The organism is Enterobacter cloacae complex sp. P6RS, assembly GCF_014982245.1.
Taxonomy (GTDB): Bacteria; Pseudomonadota; Gammaproteobacteria; order Enterobacterales; family Enterobacteriaceae; genus Enterobacter; species Enterobacter bugandensis.
In genome coordinates, this window is the sequence record NZ_JADCLB010000028.1 from 1 (window position 1) to 26,706 (window position 26,706).

The following is a 26,706-nucleotide window of genomic DNA, read 5'->3' on the forward strand; positions in this document are numbered from 1 at the left end:
GTCCCCGGACTGTACACCCTTTTGGGGTGAGGGGGGAATACCTCAGAACTCAACCACCACCTTCCCGCGCATATGCCCCTCCAGCACCTTACGGTGCGCTTCGGTAATGCTTTCTACGCTCAGCCCGTGCAGCGTTTCGCTGAGCGAGCTTTCCACCACGCCGTTATCCACCAGCTTTGCCACCTCATTTAAGATCTCACCCTGACGCGCCATATCAGCGGTCTGGTACATGCTGCGGGTGTACATAAACTCCCAGTGCAGGGCGGCGGATTTGGACTTCAGCTTGTCCTGGTTCAGCGGATGTTCATTCTCAACGATGGAACAAATATGCCCCTGCGGCGCAATCAGTTCACTGACCGCATCCCAATGCCCGTCGGTGTCGTTGAGGATGAAAATATAATCCACGAAGGTAAGTCCCTGCTTCGCCAGCTCGCCTTTTAGATCGCGGTAGTTGACCACTACGTCAGCACCGCGATCGCGGCACCACCGGGCGGAATCTTCTCGTGAAGCGGTTGCGATAATCTTCACCTTGCTGTTGTGCTTCGCAAACGGGATCGCCAGCGATCCCACGCCGCCCGCGCCGCCGACGATCAGCAGGGTTTTGTCCGCTTCGGCGTCCTGAATATTCAGCCGTTCAAACAGACCTTCCCACGCGGTGAGCGCAGTTAAGGGTAGCGCAGCGGCTGCCGCCCAGCCGAGGCTGGCAGGTTTGTGGCCGACAATGCGCGCATCTATCAGCTGATGAGTGGTATTGCTGCCCGGGCGGGTGATGTCGCCCGCGTACCACACCTCATCACCTGGTTTGAAGCCTGTGACGCCAGCTCCAGCGGCTTTGACGACCCCGCTGGCATCCCACCCCAGAATTCGCGGCTCGTTCAGCCCATTTTTGGCGATGCCTGCATGCACTTTGGTATCAACCGGGTTAATCGATACGGCTTTCACCTCTACCAGCAGATCGTGTTCGCCAGGCGTCGGCATTGGCGGGGTGATTTCAATGAAGGTGGACGGATTTTCTGGGTTAACGGCAATGGCTTTCACTGACATGGTGTGCTCCTCAATGGAATGCGTTTTGTTGAGGCTAGTCTATTAAGTGGCCAGCCGCATGATAAGATGGACAATCATGAACTCAGCGTTCGTACAGGGTGAACAATCATGTTTAAACAGCTGCAGGATATGGCGCTGTTTGCGCTGGTGGCGGAGATGGGCAGTTTCACCGCGGCGGCGCAGAAAGCCGAACTGCCGAAATCCAGCGTTAGCCAGCGGATCAGCCAGCTGGAGCAGCAGGTGGGGATCCGTCTGCTGAATCGCACGACGCGCAGGATCAGCCTGACGTTCGCGGGCGAGCACTATCTGGTGCACTGTCGGGAGATGCTGGCGGCCAGCGAGCGGGCGGAGTACGCCATTCAGCGCCTGCGTGAAAACCCCAGCGGCAGGCTGCGTATTACCTGTCCGGCGGGGATTGGCGCGACCCTGCTGGCGCATATGAATGCCGAGTTTCAGCTTCGCTATCCTGACGTGTCGCTCGATGTATCGATCTCTGACGACGTGGTGGACCTGGTCGAGTCCGGTTTTGACGTGGCGCTGCGCACCGGCAAGCCGCAGGACTCCTCCCTGATAGGCAGAATGATCGGGCACTGCCCGCGCTACATGCTGGCCTCGCCGGACTACCTGGCACGCCGGGAGCCGTTAATCCATCCCCGACAGCTGGTGGAGCACCGCTGTATTACGCACCGAGCGTGGTCGGAGTGGCTGCTGCGAAGCGAGGGTGAGGATTACCGCTACCTGCCGGACAACGGCCACATGACCGATAATCTGGTGTACGCCCGCGAATGCGCGATTGCCGGGGCGGGGATCACGCTGCTACCCGCATTTCTGCTGGAAGATAAGATCGAAAAGGGGGCGTTGGTTCAGGTGCTGCCGGAATGGCGCGTTGAAGGTAACGATCTCTGGCTGGCCTACCCGAGCCGGAAGCTGAATTCGCCTGCGCTGATGAGCTATATCGAGTTTGCGATGCAGTTTGATGAGGTGAAGCGGTATTACGTGGGTGGGTGATGTTGTGCGGCCTGATGCCCTCACCCTGAATAAAAAACGGCAACCGAGGTTGCCGTTTTGCTTTTATTTCGCAATACGCTTGTACTTAATACGCTTCGGCTCCAGCGCGTCAGCGCCCAGCGTGCGTTTCTTGTACTCTTCGTATTCGGTAAAGTTACCTTCGAAGAACTCCACTTTACCTTCGTCCTGGTAGTCCAGGATGTGGGTCGCGATACGGTCCAGGAACCAGCGGTCGTGCGAGATAACCATGGCGCAGCCCGGGAATTCCAGCAGGGCGTTTTCCAGTGCGCGCAGGGTTTCGATATCCAGGTCGTTGGTCGGTTCATCGAGCAACAGAACGTTACCGCCCACCTGCAGCAGCTTCGCCAGGTGCAGACGACCACGCTCGCCGCCGGACAGCTCGCCCACGCGTTTGCCCTGATCGGTGCCCTTGAAGTTAAAGCGGCCAACGTAGGCGCGGCTTGGCATCTCGGTGTTGCCGATACGCATGATATCCAGACCGCCGGAGACTTCTTCCCACACGGTTTTGCTGTTATCCATCGCGTCACGGAACTGGTCAACGGAGGCCAGCTTCACGGTTTCACCGAGGGTGATTGAGCCGCTGTCTGGCTGTTCCTGACCGGACATCATGCGGAACAGGGTCGATTTACCCGCGCCGTTCGGACCGATGATGCCAACGATAGCGCCTTTCGGTACGGAGAAGGTCAGATCGTCGATCAGCACGCGGTCGCCGTAGGACTTACGCAGGTTGGTTACTTCAACCACTTTATCCCCCAGACGTGCTCCAGGTGGAATAAACAGTTCGTTGGTTTCGTTACGTTTCTGGTATTCGGTGTTGTTCAGCTCTTCGAAGCGTGCCAGACGGGCTTTGCCTTTAGACTGACGGCCTTTCGCGCCCTGACGCACCCACTCCAGCTCTTTCTCGATAGACTTGCGACGGGCCGCTTCCTGAGAAGCTTCCTGCGCCAGACGCTGATCTTTCTGCTCCAGCCAGGAGGAGTAGTTGCCTTCCCACGGAATACCCTCACCACGGTCCAGCTCCAGGATCCAGCCGGCGACGTTGTCGAGGAAGTAACGGTCGTGGGTAATTGCTACAACGGTGCCTTCGAAGTCGTGCAGGAAGCGCTCCAGCCACGCCACGGATTCCGCATCCAGGTGGTTGGTCGGTTCGTCGAGCAGCAGCATGTCTGGTTTTTCCAGCAGCAGGCGGCACAGCGCCACGCGGCGGCGTTCACCACCGGAGAGATTCGCGATTTTCGCATCCCAGTCCGGCAGACGCAGGGCATCCGCCGCGCGCTCCAGCTGCACGTTCAGGTTGTGACCGTCGTGCGCCTGGATGATCTCTTCATATTTGCCCTGCTGAGCGGCCAGTTTGTCGAAGTCCGCATCCGGCTCGGCGTATTTGGCATACACTTCATCCAGACCTTTCAGCGCGTTAACCACTTCGGATACCGCTTCTTCAACGGATTCACGTACGGTGTGTTCCGGGTTCAGCTGAGGTTCCTGCGGCAGGTAGCCGATCTTGATGCCTGGCTGCGGACGGGCTTCACCTTCGATGTCTGTATCGATGCCGGCCATGATGCGCAGCAGGGTGGACTTACCGGCACCGTTGAGACCCAGCACACCAATTTTTGCGCCCGGGAAGAAGCTCAGCGAGATATTTTTAAGAATATGACGTTTCGGCGGGACAACTTTGCCGACACGATGCATGGTATAAACGAATTGAGCCACGTGGACTTCGCCTCTTTTATCGTAAATGAGAAGGAATTTCAGCCTCGAAGTGTAGCCTTTTTCACGCCCTAATCCCAGCCAGGAACGTCGGGAGTGTTAAAACGCGCAAGAAAGGTAAAAAAGTGTCCATGACGTGGCGCGTTGCTGGATGCCTGGTTAGCATAAGTTGTTGTGACTTTGACGTGGCAAGACGCTGCAATTGACGAAAAAACAATGAGGAAGAGCTTGTGGAAAAAGCCAAACGGGTGGTCTGGCGTCTGCTGGCTGCCAGCGTATGCGTAATGGCGGTAAGCCAGGCGGTGCATGCCGATTCACTGGATGAACAACGTAACCGCTACGCCCAGATTAAACAGGCGTGGGACAACAAGCAGATGGATACCGTGCAGGCGCTGATGCCGACGCTGAAGGATTATCCGCTGTATCCGTATCTGGAGTATCGCCAGATTACCGACGATCTGATGAACCAGCCGACCGTCACCGTGAATAATTTCATTCAGGCGAACCCGACCCTGCCGCCTGCCCGAAATCTCCAGTCTCGTTTTGTGAATGAGCTGGCGCGGCGTGAAGACTGGCGAGGCCTGCTGGCGTTTAGCCCTGACAAGCCGAATACCACCGAAGCGCAGTGTAATTACTACTATGCGAAATGGGCGACCGGGCAGCAGGAAGAGGCCTGGGCCGGGGCGAAAGATCTGTGGCTGACCGGCAAAAGCCAGCCGAACGCCTGTGATTCCCTGTTCGGCGCATGGCGCGCTTCCGGCAAGCAGGATGCGCTGGCCTACCTTGAGCGCATCCGCCTGGCGATGAAAGCCGGCAACACGCGTCTGGTAACCGCGCTGGCAGGGCAGATGCCGTCCGACTACCAGACGATCTCCTCGGCGGTTATCGCGCTGGCAAACGATCCTAACAGCGTCCTGACCTTTGCCCGCAGCACGGGCTCGACCGATTTTACCCGCCAGATGGCGGCGGTGGCTTTTGCCAGCGTGGCGCGTGACGATGTCGAAAACGCGCGGCTGATGATCCCGCAGCTGGTGCAGGCGCAGCAGCTGAATGAAGATCAAACCCAGGAACTGCGCGACATCGTGGCCTGGCGACTGATGGGCACGGACGTGACTGACGAACAGGCGCGCTGGCGTGACGATGCGATCATGCGCTCAAACTCGACCTCGCTTGTCGAGCGCCGCGTGCGCATGGCGCTGGGCACCGGCGACCGCCGTGGCCTCAACACCTGGCTCGCGCGTTTGCCAATGGAAGCCAAAGAGAAGGACGAATGGCGCTACTGGCAGGCGGATCTGCTGCTGGAGCGCGGTCGTGAAGACGAAGCCAAAGAGATTCTTCACTCGCTGATGCAGCAGCGCGGGTTCTACCCGATGGCGGCGGCGCAACGGCTGGGCGAGGAGTACACGCTTAAGATCGACAAAGCGCCCGCTAACGCGAACCCCGCTCTGACGCAGGGGCCAGAGATGGCGCGCGTGCGCGAGCTGATGTACTGGAACATGGATAACACCGCGCGCAGCGAGTGGGCCAACCTGGTGACCAGCCGCACCACGGATGAAAAAGCGCAGCTTGCCCGCTATGCGTTTGATAATCGCTGGTGGGATCTGAGCGTGCAGGCGACGATTTCAGGCAAGCTGTGGGACCATCTCGAAGAGCGTTTCCCGCTGGCGTATAAAGATCTGTTTGACCGCTACACCAGCGGCAAAGATATCCCGCAAAGCTACGCCATGGCGATCGCCCGTCAGGAGAGCGCCTGGAACCCGAAAGTTCGTTCACCGGTGGGTGCCAGCGGGCTGATGCAAATTATGCCGGGGACGGCGACGCATACGGTGAAGATGTTCAACATTCCAGGTTACAGCAGCCCGTCACAGCTTCTCGATCCGGATACCAACATCAACATCGGCACCAGCTATTTGCAGTATGTCTATCAGCAGTTTGGCAATAACCGCATCTTCGCGTCGGCGGCGTATAACGCCGGGCCGGGCCGCGTGCGCACCTGGCTTGGCAACAGTGCAGGACGCATTGACGCAGTGGCGTTCGTGGAGAGCATTCCGTTCTCGGAAACGCGCGGCTACGTGAAGAACGTGCTGGCCTATGACGCCTACTATCGCTACTTCATTGGGCAGAAAGATACCCTGATGAGCGATGCCGAGTGGCAGAGACGTTACTGATCGGCATGGGTTGTGTTATGCTGTACTCGCTAAAGAGTACAAGAGGCAGCATAACATGACCCAGCATTCCCCGTATTCCTCGGCAATGGCCGAACAGCGTCACCAGGAGTGGCTTCGTTTTGTGGAGCTGCTTCGCCAGTCTTACGAGCAGGATTTGCATCTCCCCCTCATGCAGCTGATGCTTACGCCGGACGAGCGTGAGGCGCTGGGCACGCGCGTGCGGATTATTGAAGAGCTATTGCGCGGTGAGATGAGCCAGCGCGAGCTGAAAAACGAGCTGGGCGCGGGCATCGCGACGATCACCCGTGGATCGAACAGCCTGAAGTCTGCGCCGGTTGAGCTGCGCCAGTGGCTCGAGTCAGTCTTATTGAGCGATCAACGATAAATGGCGTTATGAAACGGGCTCAGCGCCAGGATCACCGCTTGATGGTAAACCCCTGAACGCGTGAGCTTACCCGCCGTAAAGACGCCAATCGCCCCTTCTTTACGCCCAATCTCATCAATGCCGGTGTACTGTGACATCACCGGCCCGAGCGCTTCACCTGCACGGACTTTTTCCAGAATGATCTCCGGCAGCGGCAGGGTGGCTGAGCGCGCTTCGCCGCGCTGCTTACGGCTTTCAATCACCACCCAGCTAAAGGTTGCGCCTTCGTCGATACCTGCTTCAATGGCGACCCAGAAGTCAGCCTTCGGGGCCGCGGCTTTTGCATTTGCCACGCGATTTCGTGCGCCAGCGCGCGTTTCCTCGCTGCCAAACGGCTGTTCAGGTACGCCACTCTCGACGCCTATGGCCTCAATATGGCAGGATCCTTCGCCGAAAATCTCTTCAAAAGCCTTTAGAATTGCCTGAATTTTGGCAGGATTGGTGGTAGCAGAGACAACATGGTGCATAATTAAGCTCGATTCAAAAAAAACTCATCGCAGTATAACGGAAAAAAAGCATGTTACAGGTATACCTTGTTCGCCACGGTGAAACGCAGTGGAACGCCGAGCGACGTATTCAAGGCCAGTCAGACAGTCCTCTCACCGAGAAGGGTGTGCAGCAAGCGTGGCAGGTGGCGGAACGCGCCAGAACGCTGGGCATTACCCACGTTATTACCAGCGATTTAGGTCGCACACAGCAGACGGCACGCATCATTGCCGACGCCTGCGGCTGCGATGTGATGCTTGAGCCGCGCCTGCGTGAGCTGGATATGGGTGTGCTGGAAAAGCGCCATATTGATACGCTGACGGAAACGGAAGAGGGCTGGCGCCGCACGCTGGTGAACGGTACCGAAGATGGTCGTATTCCTGAAGGGGAATCCATGCAGGAGCTGAGCGTGCGTATGCATGCCGCGCTGGCGGAATGCCTCAAGCTACCGGCAGGCAGCCGTCCGCTGCTGGTGAGTCACGGTATCGCGCTCGGCTGCCTGGTGAGCACCATTCTGGGGTTACCGGCTTACGCTGAGCGTCGGTTACGCCTGCGTAACTGCTCCATTTCCCGGATTGATTATCAGGAAAGCGCGTGGCTGGCGTCGGGCTGGGTCGTGGAGATGGCAGGGGACATTTCGCATCTCGATGCCCCTGCGCTTGATGAACTGCAGCGTTAACGACGGACAGGAATCAAGAATTCCATACGCAGATTGATTGGGCCTTCTTCCGGTTTGGCATCCTGCGCCGGGTAGTAGCGCTCGATATCCTGACCTTTACGGCGATTCAGATTCAGCATTGGCATGCACGTCCCGTAAACGGTCAGGATAAACTCCTGGACGCCCGTACCCAGTCCTTCATACGAGAACATCACGTACTCGCCGCCTTCCAGCACGACCGGCTTCGAACCCTGAATGTAGCCATTCGCCAGCTCCGGCGTCAGCGCGGTGGTGTAAAACACCTCCTGCTCGTCGTCTTTTTCCTGGCTTGGGTGCGTTTCGTTGAGGCCATACAGGATCGGCGGAATGGCCGGCGCATGGCTCAGGAAATCGCGCCAGAACTGGACGCGCATCTGATGGCGGAACTCAGAAATCTGCTCCAGAGAGCACGAGTAGCTCTGGGTTGTACCGATCAGATGGGTTTCCGGCAGAGTGACCATTTCGTATTTCGGCATCGCGAACTCGCCCAGACGCAGCGGCGGACGCATGCCAAACGAGCTCCAGTCAGGCGAGCGGCGATAGAGCGCTGGCGTCAACGAGAACTGTTTTTTAAAGGCGCGGGTGAAGGTCTGCTGCGAATCAAAACGGTACTGCAGGGCAATATCAAGAATTGGCCGCGCGGTCAGGCGCAATGCCACCGCAGATTTCGATAAACGACGTGCGCGAATATAGGCACCGATAGCATGACCGGTGACATCCTTGAACATCCTTTGCAGATGCCACTTGGAATAGCCCGCTTTAGCCGCCACATTATCCAGTGACAAAGGCTGGTCGAGATGACCTTCCAGCCAGGTGAGCAGGTCGCGAATAATTCCAGCCTGATCCATATACTATCCTCATCCTTAAAACAGCAGGTGCCTGATAACAGGTTAGCGGATAATAGCATTTTTTGATGTTTTAGCATTCAGTGTTTTTTTTGCGCATTAATGCCTTTTCTCTCTCATTTTGGGTGAATATATTCTAATCCTGTGATCTTGCTACATTTTTGACTAACGTGTTGAATAATCGCTCAATGCAATTTTAAAGAATGGTAACAATATGAAATACAAGACTTTGCTTCTTACTGCCCTGTTGCTGGTAGCGGGCCGTGCGGCGCAGGCGGAACAGATTGGTTCTGTCGATACCGTGTTCAAAATGTTCGGTCCGGACCACAAAATTGTGGTGGAGGCGTTTGACGATCCGGACGTGAAAAACGTCACCTGCTACGTCAGCCGCGCGAAGACGGGCGGTATTAAAGGCGGCCTGGGGCTGGCGGAAGACACTTCCGATGCGGCGATCTCCTGTCAGCAGGTGGGACCGGTTGAGCTGAGCGATAAAATCAAAAACGGCAAAGCGCAGGGCGATGTGGTGTTCCAGAAACGGACCTCGCTGGTGTTTAAAAAGCTGCAGGTGGTGCGTTTCTATGATGCAAAACGCAATACCCTGGCCTACCTGGCGTATTCCGATAAAGTGGTGGAAGGGTCACCGAAAAACGCCATTAGTGCGGTGCCGATTATGCCGTGGCATTAATTCAGGGATGAACCATGCAACAACCTGTAGTCTGGCTGGTTGAAGACGAAACCAGTATCGCCGATACGCTTATCTACATGCTTCAGCAGGAAGGATTTGCAGTAAAAGCGTTTGAGCGCGGTTTACCGGTGCTGGAGGCGGCGCGCCAGCAGGCTCCGGCGCTCGCCATTCTTGACGTCGGGCTGTCGGACATCAGCGGCTTTGAGCTCTGCCGCCAGCTTCTGGCGCAGCATCCGTCACTGCCCGTGCTGTTTCTGACGGCACGCAGTGACGAAGTGGATAAACTCCTCGGCCTGGAAATGGGCGCAGACGACTACGTCGCCAAGCCTTTCTCCCCGCGTGAGGTGTGCGCCCGGGTAAGGACCATTTTACGGCGGATGCAAAAATCCGCCGCGCCAGTGGAGACGGTGCGTATCGGACAGTTTGAGCTGAACGAAGCTGCCGCCCGAATTAGCTGGTGCGGTGAAGCATTACCGCTCACGCGCTATGAGTTTTTGCTGCTTAAAACGTTACTACAGGCTCCGGGACGGGTTTTCTCTCGTCAACAGTTAATGGACAAGGTGTGGGGCGAAGACGGCGACAGTTACGATCGTACCGTGGACACTCACATCAAGACCCTGCGCGCCAAGCTGCGGGCAGTGAATGAGGAACTGTCACCCATCAGCACCCATCGCGGTATGGGCTATAGCCTGGGGCTTTATTAATGCGCATCGGAATGCGTTTGCTGCTGGGGTACTTCCTGATCGTCGCCATCGCCGCATGGTTTGTGCTGTCGATCTTTGTTCAGGAAGTGAAGCCCGGCGTGCGCAGGGCAACCGAGGGCACGTTGATAGATACCGCGACCTTGCTCGCCGAAGTTGGGCGTGAGGATCTTCTTTCGGGCAATGCGCAGCAGGGCAGACTGGCGCAGGCCTTTTTACAGCTCCATCAGCGGCCTTTCCGCGCCAATATCGGCGGCATTCATAAGGTGCGCAACGAGTATCACGTCTACATGACCGATGCGCAGGGCCGCGTCGTGTTTGATTCTGCCGGCCTGGCCGTGGGGCAAGATTACTCTCGCTGGAACGATGTCTGGCTGACGCTTCGCGGCCAATACGGCGCGCGCAGTACCCAGAGCCATCCCGACGATCCGGAGAGCACGGTGATGTATGTTGCCGCACCGGTTGTTGAGCAGGGCAAGATTATCGGCGTGCTGTCGGTGGGGAAACCGAACAGCGCGATGGCGCCGGTGATTCACCGCAGCGAGCGACGGATATTGTGGGCTGGCGGGGCGCTGCTTGGCATTGCTTTACTGATCGGTTTTCTCGTCGCCTGGTGGATTAATCGTTCCATCAGTACGTTATCGCGCTATGCCGACTCGGTGACCACTGATACGCCTCTCCCGCTGCCTAATCCAGGCAGTAGCGAACTGCACAAGCTGGCTCAGGCGCTGGAAAATATGCGTATTCGCCTTGAAGGGAAAAACTACATTGAACATTATGTCCATGCGCTGACCCACGAGCTGAAAAGCCCAATAGCCGCCATACGCGGCGCGGCAGAAATTCTCACCGAGCAGCCGCCGCCGCAGGTGGCCGCGCGGTTTATCGATAATATTCTGGTGCAAAACGCGCGTATGCAGTCGCTGGTTGAAAAACTGCTGACTCAGGCGCGGCTTGAAAATCGGGTCGAGATTACGCCCCTGGCCGTCCGCGTCGACCTGCTGTTTACACGGCTTGCCGACGCGCGTTCGGCGCTATTGGCGGCAAAAAAGATTGCGCTGACCCTCCAGCCCGCTTCGCTTCTTGTTGAAGGCGATCCCGACCTGCTCGAACAGGCGCTCGGTAATTTACTGGATAATGCTATCGATTTTACCCCACAGGGCGGTGCCATTGAACTGGCGGCCCAGGAAGAGCAGGGGCAGATACGGCTGATCGTCACCGACAGCGGAAGCGGGATCCCGGATTATGCGCTGGAGCGTATTTTTGAGCGCTTTTATTCCCTGCCGCGCGAGAACGGGTTGAAAAGTAGCGGACTCGGGCTGGCGTTTGTTCAGGAGGTGGCGCGTCTGCACCACGGAGAGATTACATTGCGTAATCGTGATGAAGGTGGCGTGATAGCCACGCTGACACTTCACCGTCCCTTCACATAACTTCAAACTGGCCCCACACAGCCTGGTTACGCTCTCCACATCACAAAGGAGACGTAATGATGAAATCCCCCCTGTTCTGGAAAGTAAGCACCCTGCTGGGGTGCATCCTGCTGTTGTTAGTCCCACTATTTATGGTGAGTAACCTCATTTCAGAGCGTGAAAGCTACCGCAACGATGTCGAAAATACGCTTCGCCAGAGCACCAGCGGGCCGCAAAAATTGGTCGGCCCGCTGATTGCGATCCCGGTAACCGAGGTTTTTTACAAGTTAGAGGATGAGAAAAAAGTCGAGTACAAGAAAAGCTATATGCATTTTATCCTGCCGGAGTCTCTGCGCGTTGAGGGTAACCAGCGCGTTGAGTCGCGAAATATCGGCATCTATGACGGACAGATCTGGAATACCGACCTCAACATAAAAGCCCGGTTCAACACGGAAAAAATGACGCAGCTGAAAGGGGAGTCGATGACCCTGGGGCAGCCGTTTATCGTTGTTGGCGTGGGCGATGCTCGAGGCATTGGCACGGTGAAAGTCTCCAGTATCAACGGCGAGACGCTAAGTGTGGAGCCGGGTACAGGCGTGTATGGCGCGCTTCCCGGTATCCATATCCCGCTGACTGACAAAGCGCTGGAATTAAAAACGTTTGCTATGGATATTTCGCTGAATCTGACGGGGACAGGAAGTTTTGCCGTGGTACCTGTAGGACGTAACAGTGAAATGGCGCTGAACAGCAACTGGCCGCATCCTGGCTTTATGGGTAATTATCTGCCGGTGAAGCATAAAATTGGTGACGCCGGTTTTCAGGCGAACTGGCAGAGCAGCTGGTTTGCGAACAATCTTGAGAGCTGGTTCAACGGAAGTGAGTCGCCGTCATGGGAGTCGATCCCCGCCTTCAGCGTTACGGTAGCCACGCCCGCCGATCAGTATCAGCTGACTGACCGGGCGATCAAGTACGCCATTTTGCTGATTGCGCTGACGTTTATGGCCTTCTTTGTTTTCGAGACCTTAACCGGGCTGCGCCTGCACCCGATGCAATATCTGCTGGTGGGGCTGTCGCTGGTGCTGTTCTATCTGGTGCTGTTGGCGCTATCAGAACATGTCGGGTTTACGCCAGCCTGGGTAGTTGCAAGTTTGGTTGGTGCGGCGATGAACGGAATGTACCTGCAGGCCGTGCTGAAAAGCTGGAAGCGCAGCGGGTTGTTTGTGCTGGCTTTGCTGGGGCTGGACGTGGTGATGTGGTTCCTGCTGCGCTCGGAGGATAGCGCACTGCTGTTGGGGTCTGCGGTTCTCGCGCTGGCGTTGTTCGCCGTCATGTACCTGACTCGTCATTTCGACTGGTATTCGCTTTCACAGCCGAAGCGACCTGCGCCGCCCGCAGAACCTGATAACGACACAATGCGGATCTGGAAATAAAAAAAACGGCGCAAATGCGCCGTTTTTTCATGCGTTAACTGCGGGATTACTCCTGCAGATCACCGCAGAAACGGTACCCTTCGCCGTGGATGGTGGCGATGATTTCCGGCGTATCAGGCGTCGATTCGAAATGCTTACGAATACGACGGATGGTCACGTCTACGGTACGGTCATGAGGCTTCAGCTCACGACCGGTCATTTTCTTCAGCAGTTCTGCACGGGACTGAATTTTGCCCGGATTTTCGCAGAAGTGCAGCATCGCGCGGAATTCGCTGCGCGGCAGCTTATACTGCTCACCGTTCGGGCTGATCAGCGAACGGCTATTGATATCAAGTTCCCAGCCGTTGAATTTGTAGCTGTCGACGCTACGACGCTCTTCGCTGACCGTGCCCAGGTTCATGGTGCGGGACAGCAGGTTGCGTGCACGAATGGTTAACTCGCGAGGGTTGAACGGTTTGGTGATGTAGTCATCCGCACCGATCTCCAGGCCAAGAATTTTATCAACTTCGTTATCACGGCCCGTCAGGAACATTAACGCGACGTTCGCCTGTTCACGCAGTTCGCGCGCCAGCAGAAGACCGTTTTTGCCCGGCAGGTTGATATCCATGATCACCAGGTTGATATCATTTTCAGAAAGGATCTGATGCATCTCTGCGCCATCGGTCGCTTCAAAGACATCGTAGCCTTCTGCTTCGAAAATGCTCTTTAACGTGTTGCGTGTTACCAACTCGTCTTCAACGATAAGAATGTGCGGGGTCTGCATGTTTGCTACCTAAATTGCCAACTAAATCGAAACAGGAAGTACAAAAGTCCCTGACCTGCCTGATACATGTCGCAAATTAACATGATCGGCTTAACGTGACTAAAGTACGTAATTGCGTTCTTGATGCACTTTCCATCAACGTCAACAACATCATTAGCTTGGTCTTGGGTACTTTCCCTTTGGACCCGACAGTGTCAAAAACGGCTGTCATCCTAACCATTTTAACAGCAACATAACAGGCTAAGTGACACCAGACACCCAATAAAACTACGCTTCGTTGACATATATCAAGTTCAATTGTAGCACGTTAACAGTTTGATGAAATCATCGTAGCCGAATGCTAGCCTTTGTCACAATTTTTCAATAAACCAACTAGTTGCGGAGATTGATTTATAAACAAAGCGAATCCAATCAGAACAGGGTATTCACGTTGCCATTATCATTATAAAACATAGGGATAATAGGCTTCTGTTAACATTCTAACTGATTGTTCAGACACAAAATAGTTTAGCGTCTTTAATTTGTTATGAAACGCTATTTCGGTGATTTGTGTTGCAAATTTGTAAATTCGTGCTGCGTAATATGTTGAAGTGCATCACACTTTTCTCCGCTAACTGATTAAAAAGAGAGCATAAATGCATCTGTCGATTGTACTGGTCGCTCCAGCCAGAGCCGAAAATATAGGCGCTGCGGCGCGTGCCATGAAGACCATGGGTTTTACCGATTTACGTATTGTGGACAGCACTGCGCACCTGGAGCCTGCCGCCCGCTGGGTTGCGCACGGTTCGGGGGATATTCTCGATAATATAACGACTTACGCTACGCTTGCCGACGCGCTGCATGACATTTCATTTACCGTTGCCACCACAGCACGCAGCCGGGCGAAGTTCCACTACTACGCCACGCCTGCTGAACTGGTGCCCATGCTGGAAGAGAAAAGCCAGTGGCTTGAGAAAGCCGCGCTGGTATTTGGTCGTGAAGATTCCGGGCTCACCAACGAAGAGCTTGAGCTGGCGGACGTTCTCACCGGTGCGCCGATGGTAGCCGATTATCCTTCCCTGAATTTAGGCCAGGCGGTAATGGTCTATTGCTATCAATTAGCTTCCCTAATGCAAATCCCTCAATCCCTGACAGAAGCCGCCAATGAAAATCAGCTGGCCGCGCTTCGTGCTCGCGTAGAGCGTCTTTTATCGAGCCTTGGCGTTGCGGACGATCAAAAAATGGCCGACTGGCTACAGCAGCGCCTTGGACGTCTTGAGCAGCGGGACACCGCCATGTTGCACCGTTTGCTACACGATATTGAAAAAAAATTGGCCGAGTAAAATGCTGTCATAAGTTTTTACTATGGCGAAATGGTCTGTCGTGGAGGGTTGCGGCTGGGGGATTCGGATGAAAATAAAACGTCACGCAGCGTGACGTGAACGTCCGCGGAATTGTGATCAAATTAAAAATTCATTGACTTAAGGTGCCCGATCCTTTAACCCTAAAAGAATACAGCACAGACAGATAATAATGACAGAGTACACAACATCCATGAAACGCATCAGCATCACCACCATTACCACAACCATCATCATTACCACAGGTAACGATGCGGGCTGACGCGTACAGGAAAAACAGAAAAAAGCCCGCACCTGAACAGTGCGGGCTTTTTTTTCGGCTAAAGGAAACGAGGTAGAACCATGCGAGTGTTGAAGTTCGGCGGTACATCAGTGGCAAATGCAGAACGTTTTCTGCGTGTTGCCGATATCCTGGAGAGCAACGCCAGGCAGGGGCAGGTTGCGACCGTGCTCTCTGCCCCGGCAAAAATCACAAACCATCTGGTGGCGATGATTGAAAAGACCATCGGTGGCCAGGATGCACTCCCGAACATCAGCGATGCCGAGCGTATCTTCGCCGAGCTGCTGCAGGGGCTGGCAGAGGCACAGCCTGGTTTCCCGCTTGCGCAGCTGAAGTCCTTCGTTGAGCAGGAGTTTGCTCAGATCAAACATGTGCTGCACGGCATCAGCCTGCTGGGCCAGTGCCCGGACAGCGTCAACGCGGCGCTGATCTGCCGGGGCGAAAAACTTTCCATCGCCATCATGGCGGGCGTGCTGGAAGCGCGCGGCCACAACGTTACCGTGATCAATCCGGTTGAGAAATTGCTGGCAGCGGGCCACTACCTCGAATCTACCGTTGATATTGCCGAATCAACCCGCCGTATTGCCGCGAGCAAAATCCCCTCTGACCACATGATCCTGATGGCGGGCTTTACCGCCGGGAACGAGAAGGGTGAACTGGTGGTGCTGGGCCGTAACGGCTCCGACTACTCTGCCGCCGTGCTGGCCGCCTGTTTACGCGCTGACTGCTGTGAGATCTGGACTGACGTCGACGGCGTCTATACCTGCGATCCGCGCCAGGTGCCGGACGCCAGGCTGCTGAAGTCGATGTCCTACCAGGAAGCGATGGAGCTTTCCTACTTCGGCGCCAAAGTGCTTCACCCGCGTACCATCTCCCCCATTGCCCAGTTCCAGATCCCATGCCTGATTAAAAACACCGGTAACCCGCAGGCGCCAGGCACGCTGATTGGTGCCAGCAGCGATGAAGATGGTCTGCCGGTGAAAGGCATTTCCAACCTGAATAATATGGCAATGTTCAGCGTCTCCGGTCCGGGGATGAAGGGGATGGTCGGCATGGCGGCGCGCGTTTTTGCGGCCATGTCACGCAACGGTATCTCGGTGGTGCTGATCACCCAGTCCTCTTCCGAATACAGCATCAGCTTCTGCGTGCCTCAGGTCGACTGTCTGCGCGCCCGCCGCGCGCTGGAAGAAGAGTTCTATCTGGAGCTGAAAGAGGAACTGCTGGAGCCGCTCTCCATTCAGGAGCGCCTGGCGGTGATTTCCGTGGTTGGCGACGGTATGCGCACGCTGCGCGGTATCTCCGCCAAATTCTTTGCCGCGCTGGCGCGGGCCAATATCAACATCGTGGCGATTGCCCAGGGTTCGTCCGAGCGTTCAATCTCCGTGGTGGTGGATAACGATGACGCCACTACCGGCGTGCGCGTGGTTCACCAGATGCTGTTCAACACCGATCAGGTTATCGAGCTATTCCTGATTGGCGTGGGTGGCGTCGGCGGTGCGCTGCTGGAGCAGGTGAAGCGCCAACAGGAGTGGCTCAAGAAAAAGCACATCGATCTGCGCGTCTGCGGAATTGCGAACTCGAAAGCGCTGCTTACTGACGTTCACGGTCTGAACCTGGAGAACTGGCAGGCGGAGCTGGAAGAGGCGAAAGAGCCGTTCAACCTGGGGCGCCTGATCCGTCTGGTGAAAGAGTATCACCTGCTTAACCCGGTTATCGTTGACTGTACCTCGAACCAGGCGGTGGCCGACCAGTACGCCGACTTCCTGCGCGAAGGCTTCCACGTGGTGACGCCGAACAAAAAGGCCAACACCTCGTCGATGGATTACTATCACCAGCTGCGCCTGGCGGCGAGCAAGTCGCGCCGCAAGTTCCTGTACGACACCAACGTCGGCGCCGGCCTGCCGGTCATCGAGAACCTGCAAAACCTGCTGAACGCGGGCGACGAATTGCAGCGTTTCTCCGGCATCCTCTCCGGCTCCCTGTCGTTTATCTTCGGCAAGCTGGATGAAGGGATGAGCCTGTCGGAAGCCACCCGTGCCGCGCGCGAGCTGGGATACACCGAGCCAGATCCGCGCGACGATCTCTCCGGGATGGACGTGGCGCGCAAGCTGCTGATCCTGGTGCGCGAAACGGGCCGCGAGCTGGAGCTTTCGGATATCGTGATTGAACCGGTGCTGCCAGCTGAGTTTGACACCAGCGGCGATGTCAGCACCTTTATGGCGAATTTACCTCAGCTTGACGATGCCTTTGCCGCACGCGTTGCGAAAGCCCGTGATGAAGGTAAGGTATTGCGCTATGTTGGCAACATTGAAGAGGACGGCGTATGCCGGGTGAAGATTGCCGAAGTGGATGGTAACGACCCGCTTTATAAAGTCAAAAACGGCGAAAACGCCCTCGCGTTTTACAGCCACTATTATCAGCCATTGCCGCTGGTGCTTCGCGGCTATGGCGCAGGGAATGATGTGACGGCGGCGGGCGTGTTTGCCGACCTGCTGCGTACCCTGTCATGGAAGTTAGGAGTTTAAGATGGTTAAAGTATATGCCCCGGCTTCCAGCGCCAATATGAGCGTCGGATTTGACGTGCTGGGTGCGGCGGTGACGCCGGTGGATGGTTCGCTGCTGGGCGATACGGTAACGGTTGAGGCGGCAGAAAGCTTCAGCCTGAATAACGTCGGCCGTTTCGCCAGCAAGCTGCCGCCTGAACCACGCGAGAATATCGTTTATCAGTGCTGGGAGCGCTTCTGTCAGGAGATCGGCAAAAACGTGCCGGTTGCCATGACGCTGGAAAAAAGCATGCCGATTGGCTCGGGCCTGGGCTCCAGCGCCTGCTCGGTTGTCGCCGCGCTGGTGGCGATGAACGAGCACTGCGGCAAGCCGCTGAACAATAGCCGTCTGCTGGCGCTGATGGGCGAGCTGGAAGGGCGCATCTCCGGCAGTATTCATTACGATAACGTGGCGCCGTGCTTCCTCGGCGGCATGCAGCTGATGATTGAAGAAAATGGCATCATCAGCCAGCAGGTGCCAGGGTTTGATGAGTGGCTGTGGGTGCTGGCGTATCCGGGCATCAAGGTCTCTACCGCGGAAGCGCGTGCGATCCTGCCTGCGCAGTATCGTCGCCAGGACTGTATCGCCCACGGGCGTCACCTGGCGGGCTTTATTCACGCCTGCTACACCCGCCAGCCGCAGCTGGCGGCGAAGCTGATGAAAGACGTCATTGCCGAGCCGTACCGTACGAAGCTGCTGCCCGGCTTTAACGAGGCGCGACAGGCTTCAATGGATATCGGCGCGCAGGCGTGCGGCATCTCCGGCTCCGGCCCGACGCTGTTCGCCCTGTGCGATAAGCCAGACACCGCGCAGCGCGTGGCGGACTGGCTCTCTAAACACTACCTGCAAAATCAGGAAGGCTTTGTTCATATTTGCCGTCTGGACACGGCTGGCGCACGAGTACTGGGATAACGAATGAAACTCTACAACCTTAAAGATCATAACGAGCAGGTCAGCTTCGCGCAGGCGGTGACTCAGGGGCTGGGCAAAAATCAGGGGCTGTTTTTCCCGCACGACCTGCCGGAATTTCAGCTGACCGAAATCGATGAGCTGCTGAAGCTGGACTTTGTCACCCGCAGCACCAAAATTCTGTCTGCGTTTATTGGCGATGAAATCCCGCAGGAGCTGCTGGAAGAGCGCGTGCGTGCGGCGTTTGCTTTCCCGGCTCCGGTTAAGCAGGTGGAGCCTGACGTCGGTTGTCTGGAGCTGTTCCACGGCCCGACCCTGGCGTTTAAAGACTTCGGCGGCCGCTTTATGGCGCAGATGCTGACCCACATCAGCGGCGACAAGCCGGTGACCATCCTGACCGCCACCTCCGGTGATACCGGTGCGGCGGTGGCACACGCGTTCTACGGCCTGAAAAACGTCCGCGTGGTGATCCTCTATCCGAAAGGCAAGATCAGCCCGTTGCAGGAAAAACTGTTCTGCACCCTCGGCGGCAACATTGAAACCGTGGCGATCGACGGCGATTTCGATGCCTGCCAGGCGCTGGTCAAGCAAGCGTTCGATGATGAAGAGCTGAAGGCCGCGCTGGGGCTGAACTCGGCGAACTCCATCAACATCAGCCGCCTGCTGGCGCAGATCTGCTACTACTTCGAAGCGGTGGCTCAGCTGCCGCAGGAAGCGCGCAATCAGCTGGTAGTTTCCGTACCAAGCGGCAACTTCGGCGACCTGACGGCGGGGCTGCTGGCGAAATCTCTCGGTCTGCCGGTGAAACGCTTTATCGCTGCCACCAACGCCAACGATACCGTGCCACGCTTCCTGAAAGACGGCAAATGGGCGCCTAACGCTACGCAGGCGACGCTCTCCAATGCCATGGACGTGTCGCAGCCGAACAACTGGCCGCGCGTGGAAGAGCTGTTCCGCCGCAAGGTGTGGCGTCTGGGTGACCTGGGCTACGCTGCGGTGACGGACGAAACCACTAAAGCCACCATGCGCGAGCTGAAAGCGGTGGGCTACACCTCTGAGCCGCACGCGGCAATTGCTTACCGCGCGCTGCGCGACCAGCTTAACCCGGGTGAATATGGCCTCTTCCTGGGCACCGCGCATCCGGCGAAGTTCAAAGAGAGCGTGGAAGATATTCTGGGCGAAACGCTGCCGTTGCCAAAAGAGCTGGCCGAGCGCGCCGACCTGCCGCTGCTGTCTCATGAGCTGCCGGCGGATTTTGCGGCACTGCGGAATCTTATGATGACGCGCGCGTGATTTTGTTGCCCGGTGGCGCTACGCCTTACCGGGCCTACAACGACAAGATGACCGTAGGCCGGGTAAGCGCAGCGCCACCCGGCTTTTTTATGAAGAAATTAAGGAGAAAAATTGCAGGAAAAAAGCAGAAATTCCCAATAAATGCGGTCACTTAGCGTTTAGGATTGCAGAGAATAACATCCACCGTTCCCCTCGCGTACTCTCCTTACATCGGCCCACGTTGGGCAAGAAGAATAAGGAGTCACCTGTGTCTACACTAAAACCTGCACTCATTGCGCTTTCTCTGGTGCTGGTCGCCCCCATGGCGGTACAGGCATCTGAAATTACTCTCGTACCTGCGGTAAAACTGCAGATTGGCGATCGGGACAATAGCGGGCATTACTGGGATGGCGGCCGCTGGCGCGACCACGACTGGTGGAAGGCGCATTATGACTGGCGCGATAACCATTGGCGTCCGCATGACGAGCATCGCGATCGTGATGACCGACACGACCATCATCACGACGAGCACCGTCCGGGCCCGGACTGGAAGCACCATTAACGCAAAACCCCGCCAGATGGCGGGGTTTAGTTTTACTGCTCGTGGCGCTTAAATACCAGCTCACCTTTCCCTGACGACGCCTCGTCAAAGAAATAGCCGTCGGTGTTGAATCCCATTAACTGCTCCGGCTTCGTCAGGCGGTTCTGAATGATGTAGCGGCTCATCAGGCCACGCGCTTTTTTCGCATAGAAGCTGATGACCTTGAACTTGCCGTTCTTCTCATCAAGGAAGACCGGCTTAACGATCTCCGCGTTCAGCTTTTTCGGCTTCACCGACTTGTAGTACTCATCAGATGCCAGGTTAACCACCACGTTATCACCCTGAGCATGCAGCGCCGCGTTCAGCTTGTCGGTGATGATGTCGCCCCAGAAATGGTAAAGGTCTTTGCCTTTGGCGTTTTCCAGGCGAATCCCCATCTCCAGACGATATGGCTGCATCAGATCCAGCGGGCGCAGTACGCCATACAGGCCCGACAGCATGCGCAGATGCTGCTGGGCAAAATCAAAGTCGGCTTCGCTAAAATCTTCCGCCTGCAGGCCGGTGTAAACATCGCCCTTAAACGCCAGGATCGCCTGGCGCGCGTTGGCGGGGGTGAAATCTGGGTGCCACTCGTGGAACCGGGTCGCGTTCAGGTCTGCCAGCTTGTCGCTGATGCTCATCAGCGAGGCGATTTGCGGCGCAGAGAGCTTGCGCGCTTCGCGGATCAGCTGTTGCGAATAGTCCAGCAGTTCTGGCTGGGTATAACGCTCGGTGGCGAGCGGGCTCTGGTAGTCGAGCGTTTTTGCAGGTGAAATCAGAATCAGCATATCCAGTCCTTGCAGGAAATTTAGAGCGACTTTAACAAAAAATCGCCCTGAATTGATCGATAGCTGTTATCGCCGGGGCAAATCATCCCAGGTGCCGGGGGCAAGCTGTGACTGAATTTCGGGATAGCGTGCGGCATCAAATACCGGGGGAACACCCAGCTTGCGCTGGCGAAGATAATCCCTGGCAATAAGGTTCACAACGGGCGAGAGCAGCAGGATCGCCGTCAGGTTAGTGATTGCCATTAGCGCCATAATGACATCCGCCAGCTGCCAGACCAGCGGCATATTCAGAAGGGAGCCCGCGATCACCATCAGTACTACGCCCAGGCGAAGCAGGAGAATGGCCGGACGAGAGTCGTATTTCAGGAAGATAAGGTTATTTTCGGCGTACAGGTAATTCACCACAATCGAACTGAAGGCGAACAGCATCAGAATGAGCGAGACAAATCCCGAACCCCAGCCGCCGGTCAGGTTCACCAGCGCCTGCTGAAGAAGCTGTATTCCGTCGATATCCGAGTCATGCGCCACAGGACCGGCCAGCAGGAGGATCATGGCGCTGGCGGAACAGATAATAACGGTATCCATAAACACGCCTATCATCTGCACGATACCCTGCGCTGCCGGGTGCGGCGGCCAGGAAGAGGCGGCCGCGGCGGCGTTGGGAGTAGAGCCCATCCCGGCTTCATTGGAGAACATGCCTCGCTGAAAACCTGCCATCAGCGCCTGGCTCAGGGTGTAGCCCAGCGCGCCTGACGCCACCTCACGCCAGCCAAAGGCGCTTTTAAAGATGGTCGCAATCACGTCCGGAACCTGGTCGGCATGCAGCGCAGCGACGACCAGGCTCGCGGCAACCCAGAGCAGCGCCATGATGGGAACCAGCCACTGCATCATGCGGGCAACGCCTTTCAGGCCGGCAGAAATGGTGAGCAAAACAAAGAGGGCTAAACCGATGCCGGTGATCCACTCCGGGCAGGAGAAGGTATAGCGCAGGGCATGGGCGACGGAGTTTGACTGCACGGTATTAAAAATTAGACCGTACGCGAGCAGTAAAAAAAGCGAGAACAGAACGCCCATCCAGCGCATTCCTAAGCCACGCGCCATATACCAGGCCGGACCGCCGCGAAACTGCCCGTTTCTGTCTTTCTCTTTGTAGAGTTGCGCCAGCGAACTTTCGGCAAAAGAGGTAGCCATTCCGAGAAGCGCCGTGACCCACATCCAGAACACCGCGCCTGGCCCACCGGCGCTGATGGCCAGCGCAACGCCCGCCAGGTTCCCGCTACCGAGGCGGGCAGCCAGGCTGGTACACAGCGCCTGAAACGACGTTAATCCGCCCGGCTGGGGCGTGACGCTGTTTTTCAGACTTCTGCCAAACTTGCGAATATAGCGAAACTGGATAAACCCACTGCGTAGCGTAAACCAGATACCTGCTCCCAGAAGCAGGTAGATCATTATCGAACCCCAGAGGACTTCGTTAATAAAGAAAAGGAAATCAGGCATTAACGTCCCTCTTGTTGATGCCAACGTGAATATGTAAGCGCTACCACTGATTGGGCATGCTGTTGCTTAGCAGCCTGTTAATATTTTGAGTTTATCATACTCTGCCTAAGCGCACTGTCTGCGGTTGCGCTACCACTCCGTCGTGTTATCATCAGGGCAGACCGGTTACATCCCCCTAACAAGTAAACCTGTCATTTTTCCGCTGCAGGCATGCTGTCGGTAGCGTGAATTATCCAGGGCACGTTAAAAGAGAAACACTATCATGACGGATAAATTGACCTCCCTTCGTCAGTTCACCACTGTCGTAGCTGACACCGGAGATATCGCGGCAATGAAGCTGTACCAGCCGCAGGATGCCACAACTAACCCTTCTCTGATCCTTAACGCCGCACAGATCCCTGAGTATCGCAAACTGATTGACGAGGCTGTGACCTGGGCGAAAGCACAGAGCAATGACCGTGCGCAGCAGGTTGTGGATGCTACCGATAAACTGGCAGTGAACATCGGTCTGGAAATCCTGAAGCTGGTTCCGGGCCGTATCTCTACCGAAGTGGATGCACGTCTCTCCTACGACACCGAAGCGTCAATCGCGAAAGCAAAACGCCTGATCAAACTGTACAACGACGCGGGCATCAGCAACGACCGTATCCTGATCAAACTGGCGTCGACCTGGCAGGGCATTCGCGCTGCCGAGCAGCTGGAAAAAGAAGGCATCAACTGTAACCTGACCCTGCTGTTCTCCTTCGCGCAGGCGCGTGCATGTGCGGAAGCAGGCGTGTACCTGATTTCTCCGTTCGTGGGCCGTATTCTGGACTGGTACAAAGCCAACACCGACAAGAAAGAGTACGCGGCGTCTGAAGATCCAGGCGTGATTTCCGTGACTGAAATCTACGAATACTACAAACAGCATGGCTATGAGACCGTGGTTATGGGTGCAAGCTTCCGTAACGTGGGCGAAATCATTGAGCTGGCTGGCTGTGACCGTCTGACCATCGCCCCTGCGCTGCTGAAAGAGCTGGCAGAAAGCGAAGGTGCTATCGAGCGTAAGCTGTCTTACACCGGCGAAGTGAAGGCGCGCCCGGAGCGCATCACCGAATCCGAGTTCCTGTGGCAGCACAACCAGGATCCAATGGCTGTAGACAAACTGGCGGACGGTATCCGTAAGTTTGCTATCGACCAGGAAAAACTGGAAAAAATGATCGGCGACCTGCTGTAATCATTCTGCGTGACCGGGCTCCCGGTCACGCGTCTTCTTCTGTCCTCTGTCTGAATTTTCCCTCTGCGTGTATCATTCCCTTTAATCAGTACTTTTTGAATGGAATGAATATGAATACCTTACGCATCGGCTTAGTGTCGATTTCTGACCGCGCCTCCAGCGGCGTTTACCAGGATAAAGGCATCCCTGCTCTGGAAGAGTGGCTGGCAAGCGCGCTGACCACCCCGTTTGAGATCCAGACTCGCCTTATCCCCGACGAACAGCCGATTATTGAGCAGACCCTGTGTGAGCTGGTGGATGAGATGAGCTGTCATCTTGTGCTCACCACGGGCGGAACCGGCCCCGCGCGTCGTGACGTGACGCCGGACGCGACGCTGGCTATCGCCGACCGTGAAATGCCGGGCTTCGGCGAACAGATGCGCCAGATCAGCCTACACTTTGTCCCGACGGCAATCCTTTCCCGCCAGGTGGGGGTGATCCGCAAACAGGCGCTGATACTGAACCTGCCGGGGCAGCCAAAGTCGATCAAAGAGACGCTGGAAGGATTAAAAGCCGAGGACGGTAGCGTCATCGTGCACGGTATATTTGCAAGTGTACCGTATTGTATACAGCTGCTTGACGGGCCGTATGTGGAAACTGACGACAAAGTGGTAGCAGCATTTCGTCCTAAAAGCGCACGCCGCGAGACAATCTCCTGAAATTTACTAAAATGTGACATTAGCGCCAGCCGCAGTAGCGTGTAAATGGATTTACGATATAGTAATTTTTTCTTTACGATTGCTGTAAAAAATAATCCACAACACATGCACAATGGTTCGCTATGTCACATAACACCCGACCTCTGAATCGACAGGACTACAAAACGCTTACGCTCGCCGCCTTAGGTGGCGCGCTGGAGTTTTACGACTTCATCATCTTTGTCTTCTTCGCCGCCGTGGTGGGGGCGCTCTTCTTCCCGGCGGATATTCCAGAATGGCTGCGTCAGGTGCAAACCTTCGGCATCTTTGCTGCCGGGTATCTGGCACGTCCGCTGGGCGGCATCGTCATGGCCCACTTTGGCGATCTTGTCGGGCGTAAGAAGATGTTTACCCTGAGCATCCTGCTGATGGCGGTGCCGACGCTGGCGATCGGCCTGCTGCCCACCTATGCCTCCATGGGCATTCTCGCCCCGCTATTGCTGCTGCTGATGCGCATTCTTCAGGGCGCGGCCATCGGCGGGGAAGTGCCGGGGGCCTGGGTGTTTGTGGCGGAGCACGTTCCTGCCCGCCGCATCGGGATCGCCTGCGGAACGTTAACGGCGGGGCTGACCGTCGGGATCCTGTTGGGGTCGGTGGTGGCGACGATAGTCAACACCAGCATGACGCAGCAGGCCGTGCACGACTGGGGCTGGCGTATTCCGTTCCTGCTGGGCGGGGCGTTTGGCCTGGTGGCAATGTACCTGCGCCGCTGGCTGCAGGAGACGCCGATTTTCCTCGAAATGCAGCAGCGTAAAGCGCTGGCGCAGGAGTTGCCGGTCAAAGCCGTTGTGGTGCGTCATAAAAAAGCGGTGGTGGTGTCGATGCTGCTCACCTGGCTGCTGTCGGCGGGCATCGTGGTGGTGATTTTGATGTCGCCGGTGTGGCTGCAGAAACAGTACGGTTTCGCCCCTGCCGTGACCTTACAGGCAAACAGTATTGCGACAATCATGCTCTGCTTTGGCTGTCTGGCCGCCGGGCTGGCGGCGGATCGTTTCGGTGCCAGCCTGACCTTTATTGTCGGCAGCCTGCTGCTGGCCGCGTCGAGCTGGGCGTTTTACCATCTTGCGGGCAGTCATCCTGAACAGCTGTTCCTGCTTTACGGCGTGGTCGGACTGTGCGTGGGCGTCGTGGGCGCTGTGCCTTACGTCATGGTGCGCGCCTTCCCGCCGGAGGTTCGCTTCACCGGGATATCGTTCTCTTATAACGTCGCGTATGCCATTTTCGGCGGGCTGACGCCGATAGTGGTCACGGTCATGATGGGGGTGTCGCCGATGGCGCCTGCCTGGTATGTACTCGCGCTCTCGCTGATGGGGCTGGGATTAGGCGTTTGGCTTCGGCAGGCGGGGGAATATCGTGCCCGCGAGGCGGGCACGACAGAGGGATCAGTGTTTTTCACCAATAGGTAAAATGGTGCGGTCAAACTGTTCGTTCAGCACTTCACCCATTGCCAGGTAGATAGCGCTTGCGCCGCACACCAGGCCAATCCAGCCTGCTACGTGAACGATGCCTTCGTTATCCGCCAGGTGGCCAATCGCCAGCAGGGCGAACAGTACGGTCAGGCTCAGGAAGACGAACTGCAGCGCGCGGTTGCCTTTCAGGGTGCCGAAGAACATGAACAGGGTAAAGACGCCCCACAGGCCCAGATAGACGCCCAGGAAGTGGGCGTTTGCCGCGTCTGCCAGGCCCATTTTAGGCATCAGCAGGATGGCGACCAGGGTCAGCCAGAACGAGCCGTAAGAGGTGAAGGCGGTTAAGCCGAAGGTGTTGCCTTTCTTATATTCCAGCAGGCCCGCGAAGATTTGCGCGATACCGCCGTAAAAAATGCCCATCGCCAGGATTACGCCGTCCATCGGGAACATCCCGATGTTGTGCAGGTTCAGCAGAATGGTGGTCATGCCAAAACCCATCAGGCCCAGCGGAGCCGGATTAGCCAACTTAGTGTTGCCCATAAGTCCTCAAAAAAATCATCATTAAAATGGTGAAATGGTTAAACCCGCGTCAATACTCCCTGACGGGGCGCGGCATCATAATGGGCGGCATCGACGCCGTCTATGATCTCATCAGGGTGAAATTAAAATTTTTTTTATGCTTGCCCCTTGATGGATGCCGTCGCGACCCCATCTTGTAGTCAACCGCAGTGTGTGGACCTGAAAAAAAT

General features: G+C 56.4%; 26 protein-coding genes and 1 other annotated feature. Of the genes, 18 read left to right on the top strand and 8 right to left on the bottom strand.

The annotated features are described in order from the left end of the window. Positions 1-42: 42 nt before the first annotated feature. Positions 43-1,044 carry a zinc-binding alcohol dehydrogenase family protein gene (locus INF73_RS19115; RefSeq protein WP_193541068.1) on the bottom strand — a complete coding sequence of 334 codons (1,002 nt, stop codon included), beginning with the start codon at positions 1,042-1,044 and terminating at the stop codon, positions 43-45. 108 nt (positions 1,045-1,152) lie between these two features. Between INF73_RS19115 and INF73_RS19120 the strand changes: the two genes are divergently transcribed. After that, entirely contained in the window at positions 1,153-2,052 is a 900-nt protein-coding gene (locus tag INF73_RS19120) for a LysR family transcriptional regulator (RefSeq protein ID WP_047367295.1), read from the top strand. Between the two features lie 63 nt (positions 2,053-2,115). Here the strand turns inward: INF73_RS19120 and ettA are convergent, their stop codons facing one another. Beyond that, positions 2,116-3,783 (bottom strand): energy-dependent translational throttle protein EttA, encoded by a 1,668-nt coding sequence (gene ettA / locus INF73_RS19125; RefSeq protein WP_003856515.1) that lies wholly within the window; start codon positions 3,781-3,783, stop codon positions 2,116-2,118. Positions 3,784-4,010: 227 nt separating this feature from the next. Here ettA and sltY point away from each other — a divergent pair, with 227 nt between their 5' ends. Together sltY and trpR are read left to right on the top strand one after the other, a co-directional pair. Continuing rightward, positions 4,011-5,948 (top strand): murein transglycosylase, encoded by a 1,938-nt coding sequence (gene sltY, locus INF73_RS19130; protein WP_193541070.1) that lies wholly within the window; start codon positions 4,011-4,013, stop codon positions 5,946-5,948. A 55-nt stretch (positions 5,949-6,003) separates the two neighbouring features. Beyond that, positions 6,004-6,333, top strand: a complete 330-nt coding sequence (gene trpR, locus INF73_RS19135; protein WP_024907404.1) for a trp operon repressor — start codon at positions 6,004-6,006, stop codon at positions 6,331-6,333. On the opposite strand, the gene yjjX is transcribed toward trpR, so the two are convergent. Further along, the gene (gene yjjX / locus INF73_RS19140; RefSeq protein ID WP_193541071.1) at positions 6,324-6,839 is read right to left on the bottom strand and encodes an inosine/xanthosine triphosphatase; all 516 of its coding nucleotides are present in this window, start codon (positions 6,837-6,839) and stop codon (positions 6,324-6,326) included. The two genes, trpR and yjjX, sit on opposite strands and share 10 nt — an antisense overlap. A gap of 50 nt (positions 6,840-6,889) precedes the next feature. Here yjjX and gpmB point away from each other — a divergent pair, with 50 nt between their 5' ends. Then, the gene (gpmB, locus tag INF73_RS19145) at positions 6,890-7,537 is read left to right on the top strand and encodes a 2,3-diphosphoglycerate-dependent phosphoglycerate mutase GpmB (protein ID WP_008502057.1); all 648 of its coding nucleotides are present in this window, start codon (positions 6,890-6,892) and stop codon (positions 7,535-7,537) included. On the opposite strand, the gene robA is transcribed toward gpmB, so the two are convergent. Beyond that, complete coding sequence (gene robA, locus INF73_RS19150) at positions 7,534-8,403, bottom strand: MDR efflux pump AcrAB transcriptional activator RobA (RefSeq protein ID WP_028015450.1); 870 nt, start codon at positions 8,401-8,403, stop codon at positions 7,534-7,536. The two genes, gpmB and robA, sit on opposite strands and share 4 nt — an antisense overlap. Positions 8,404-8,614: 211 nt before the next feature. Between robA and creA the strand changes: the two genes are divergently transcribed. The 4 genes from creA to creD are packed head-to-tail and all read left to right on the top strand — an operon-like array spanning position 8,615 to position 12,622. Continuing rightward, entirely contained in the window at positions 8,615-9,085 is a 471-nt protein-coding gene (gene creA, locus INF73_RS19155) for a protein CreA (protein ID WP_014882476.1), read from the top strand. Positions 9,086-9,099: 14 nt separating this feature from the next. Then, a complete protein-coding gene (gene creB, locus INF73_RS19160) occupies positions 9,100-9,789 on the top strand; it encodes a two-component system response regulator CreB (RefSeq protein ID WP_193541073.1) in 690 nt (229 codons plus the stop codon). Continuing rightward, positions 9,789-11,213 (top strand): two-component system sensor histidine kinase CreC, encoded by a 1,425-nt coding sequence (gene creC / locus INF73_RS19165; protein ID WP_193541075.1) that lies wholly within the window; start codon positions 9,789-9,791, stop codon positions 11,211-11,213. The genes creB and creC overlap by 1 nt, the downstream gene beginning before the upstream one ends. Positions 11,214-11,269: 56 nt before the next feature. Then, the gene (gene creD / locus INF73_RS19170; RefSeq protein ID WP_193541077.1) at positions 11,270-12,622 is read left to right on the top strand and encodes a cell envelope integrity protein CreD; all 1,353 of its coding nucleotides are present in this window, start codon (positions 11,270-11,272) and stop codon (positions 12,620-12,622) included. A 46-nt stretch (positions 12,623-12,668) separates the two neighbouring features. Here the strand turns inward: creD and arcA are convergent, their stop codons facing one another. Beyond that, positions 12,669-13,385: a two-component system response regulator ArcA gene (arcA, locus tag INF73_RS19175; protein ID WP_003856501.1), complete on the bottom strand. Its 717-nt coding sequence runs from the start codon at positions 13,383-13,385 to the stop codon at positions 12,669-12,671. A 95-nt stretch (positions 13,386-13,480) separates the two neighbouring features. Here arcA and yjjY point away from each other — a divergent pair, with 95 nt between their 5' ends. From yjjY to INF73_RS19210, 7 genes are all read left to right on the top strand, one after another. Continuing rightward, positions 13,481-13,621, top strand: coding sequence for a protein YjjY (gene yjjY / locus INF73_RS19180; protein WP_085928893.1), 141 nt, complete (start codon positions 13,481-13,483; stop codon positions 13,619-13,621). A gap of 399 nt (positions 13,622-14,020) precedes the next feature. Continuing rightward, on the top strand, positions 14,021-14,707 hold the full coding sequence (locus tag INF73_RS19185) for a tRNA/rRNA methyltransferase (protein ID WP_193541079.1): 687 nt from the start codon (positions 14,021-14,023) through the stop codon (positions 14,705-14,707). Positions 14,708-14,918: 211 nt separating this feature from the next. Next, positions 14,919-14,987 (top strand): thr operon leader peptide, encoded by a 69-nt coding sequence (thrL, locus tag INF73_RS19190; RefSeq protein WP_015572623.1) that lies wholly within the window; start codon positions 14,919-14,921, stop codon positions 14,985-14,987. Then, positions 14,926-15,043: a sequence feature (Thr leader region), on the top strand. (Overlaps the previous gene by 62 nt.) 24 nt (positions 15,044-15,067) lie before the next feature. Beyond that, positions 15,068-17,530, top strand: a complete 2,463-nt coding sequence (gene thrA, locus INF73_RS19195) for a bifunctional aspartate kinase/homoserine dehydrogenase I (protein ID WP_059357852.1) — start codon at positions 15,068-15,070, stop codon at positions 17,528-17,530. Position 17,531: 1 nt separating this feature from the next. After that, positions 17,532-18,461, top strand: a complete 930-nt coding sequence (gene thrB, locus INF73_RS19200; protein ID WP_041911275.1) for a homoserine kinase — start codon at positions 17,532-17,534, stop codon at positions 18,459-18,461. Positions 18,462-18,464: 3 nt separating this feature from the next. Then, a complete protein-coding gene (thrC, locus tag INF73_RS19205; RefSeq protein ID WP_045259424.1) occupies positions 18,465-19,751 on the top strand; it encodes a threonine synthase in 1,287 nt (428 codons plus the stop codon). A gap of 247 nt (positions 19,752-19,998) precedes the next feature. Next, the gene (locus INF73_RS19210; protein WP_045259425.1) at positions 19,999-20,292 is read left to right on the top strand and encodes a DUF2502 domain-containing protein; all 294 of its coding nucleotides are present in this window, start codon (positions 19,999-20,001) and stop codon (positions 20,290-20,292) included. A 32-nt stretch (positions 20,293-20,324) separates the two neighbouring features. Here the strand turns inward: INF73_RS19210 and yaaA are convergent, their stop codons facing one another. Both yaaA and INF73_RS19220 read right to left on the bottom strand, forming a co-directional pair. Continuing rightward, positions 20,325-21,098, bottom strand: a complete 774-nt coding sequence (gene yaaA / locus INF73_RS19215) for a peroxide stress protein YaaA (RefSeq protein ID WP_045259426.1) — start codon at positions 21,096-21,098, stop codon at positions 20,325-20,327. 66 nt (positions 21,099-21,164) lie between these two features. Further along, the gene (locus INF73_RS19220) at positions 21,165-22,595 is read right to left on the bottom strand and encodes a sodium:alanine symporter family protein (RefSeq protein ID WP_045259427.1); all 1,431 of its coding nucleotides are present in this window, start codon (positions 22,593-22,595) and stop codon (positions 21,165-21,167) included. 262 nt (positions 22,596-22,857) lie between these two features. On the opposite strand from INF73_RS19220, the gene tal reads away from it, so the two are divergent. The 3 genes from tal to INF73_RS19235 all read left to right on the top strand — a co-directional run bounded on the left by tal (position 22,858) and on the right by INF73_RS19235 (position 25,954). Then, complete coding sequence (gene tal / locus INF73_RS19225; protein ID WP_003856481.1) at positions 22,858-23,811, top strand: transaldolase; 954 nt, start codon at positions 22,858-22,860, stop codon at positions 23,809-23,811. 110 nt (positions 23,812-23,921) lie between these two features. Further along, positions 23,922-24,509 carry a molybdopterin adenylyltransferase gene (mog, locus tag INF73_RS19230; protein ID WP_041911271.1) on the top strand — a complete coding sequence of 196 codons (588 nt, stop codon included), beginning with the start codon at positions 23,922-23,924 and terminating at the stop codon, positions 24,507-24,509. A gap of 122 nt (positions 24,510-24,631) precedes the next feature. Continuing rightward, positions 24,632-25,954 carry an MFS transporter gene (locus INF73_RS19235; protein ID WP_028015463.1) on the top strand — a complete coding sequence of 441 codons (1,323 nt, stop codon included), beginning with the start codon at positions 24,632-24,634 and terminating at the stop codon, positions 25,952-25,954. Here INF73_RS19235 and satP read toward each other — a convergent pair. Next, positions 25,931-26,497, bottom strand: a complete 567-nt coding sequence (gene satP, locus INF73_RS19240) for an acetate uptake transporter (RefSeq protein ID WP_041911269.1) — start codon at positions 26,495-26,497, stop codon at positions 25,931-25,933. The genes INF73_RS19235 and satP overlap by 24 nt on opposite strands. Positions 26,498-26,706: the final 209 nt, after the last annotated feature.

Excerpts from the sequence above, each read along its gene's own strand:
- INF73_RS19235 (WP_028015463.1), top strand. The coding sequence starts at position 24,632 with ATGTCACATAACACCCGACCTCTGAATCGACAGGACTACAAAACGCTT.
- arcA (WP_003856501.1), bottom strand. The coding sequence starts at position 13,385 with ATGCAGACCCCGCACATTCTTATCGTTGAAGACGAGTTGGTAACACGC.
- robA (WP_028015450.1), bottom strand. The coding sequence starts at position 8,403 with ATGGATCAGGCTGGAATTATTCGCGACCTGCTCACCTGGCTGGAAGGT.
- creC (WP_193541075.1), top strand. The coding sequence starts at position 9,789 with ATGCGCATCGGAATGCGTTTGCTGCTGGGGTACTTCCTGATCGTCGCC.
- mog (WP_041911271.1), top strand. The coding sequence starts at position 23,922 with ATGAATACCTTACGCATCGGCTTAGTGTCGATTTCTGACCGCGCCTCC.
- INF73_RS19120 (WP_047367295.1), top strand. The coding sequence starts at position 1,153 with ATGTTTAAACAGCTGCAGGATATGGCGCTGTTTGCGCTGGTGGCGGAG.
- thrB (WP_041911275.1), top strand. The coding sequence starts at position 17,532 with ATGGTTAAAGTATATGCCCCGGCTTCCAGCGCCAATATGAGCGTCGGA.
- tal (WP_003856481.1), top strand. The coding sequence starts at position 22,858 with ATGACGGATAAATTGACCTCCCTTCGTCAGTTCACCACTGTCGTAGCT.
- INF73_RS19220 (WP_045259427.1), bottom strand. The coding sequence starts at position 22,595 with ATGCCTGATTTCCTTTTCTTTATTAACGAAGTCCTCTGGGGTTCGATA.
- thrC (WP_045259424.1), top strand. The coding sequence starts at position 18,465 with ATGAAACTCTACAACCTTAAAGATCATAACGAGCAGGTCAGCTTCGCG.
- INF73_RS19115 (WP_193541068.1), bottom strand. The coding sequence starts at position 1,044 with ATGTCAGTGAAAGCCATTGCCGTTAACCCAGAAAATCCGTCCACCTTC.
- creD (WP_193541077.1), top strand. The coding sequence starts at position 11,270 with ATGATGAAATCCCCCCTGTTCTGGAAAGTAAGCACCCTGCTGGGGTGC.
- yaaA (WP_045259426.1), bottom strand. The coding sequence starts at position 21,098 with ATGCTGATTCTGATTTCACCTGCAAAAACGCTCGACTACCAGAGCCCG.
- yjjX (WP_193541071.1), bottom strand. The coding sequence starts at position 6,839 with ATGCACCATGTTGTCTCTGCTACCACCAATCCTGCCAAAATTCAGGCA.
- INF73_RS19185 (WP_193541079.1), top strand. The coding sequence starts at position 14,021 with ATGCATCTGTCGATTGTACTGGTCGCTCCAGCCAGAGCCGAAAATATA.
- creA (WP_014882476.1), top strand. The coding sequence starts at position 8,615 with ATGAAATACAAGACTTTGCTTCTTACTGCCCTGTTGCTGGTAGCGGGC.
- satP (WP_041911269.1), bottom strand. The coding sequence starts at position 26,497 with ATGGGCAACACTAAGTTGGCTAATCCGGCTCCGCTGGGCCTGATGGGT.
- gpmB (WP_008502057.1), top strand. The coding sequence starts at position 6,890 with ATGTTACAGGTATACCTTGTTCGCCACGGTGAAACGCAGTGGAACGCC.
- creB (WP_193541073.1), top strand. The coding sequence starts at position 9,100 with ATGCAACAACCTGTAGTCTGGCTGGTTGAAGACGAAACCAGTATCGCC.
- thrA (WP_059357852.1), top strand. The coding sequence starts at position 15,068 with ATGCGAGTGTTGAAGTTCGGCGGTACATCAGTGGCAAATGCAGAACGT.
- trpR (WP_024907404.1), top strand. The coding sequence starts at position 6,004 with ATGACCCAGCATTCCCCGTATTCCTCGGCAATGGCCGAACAGCGTCAC.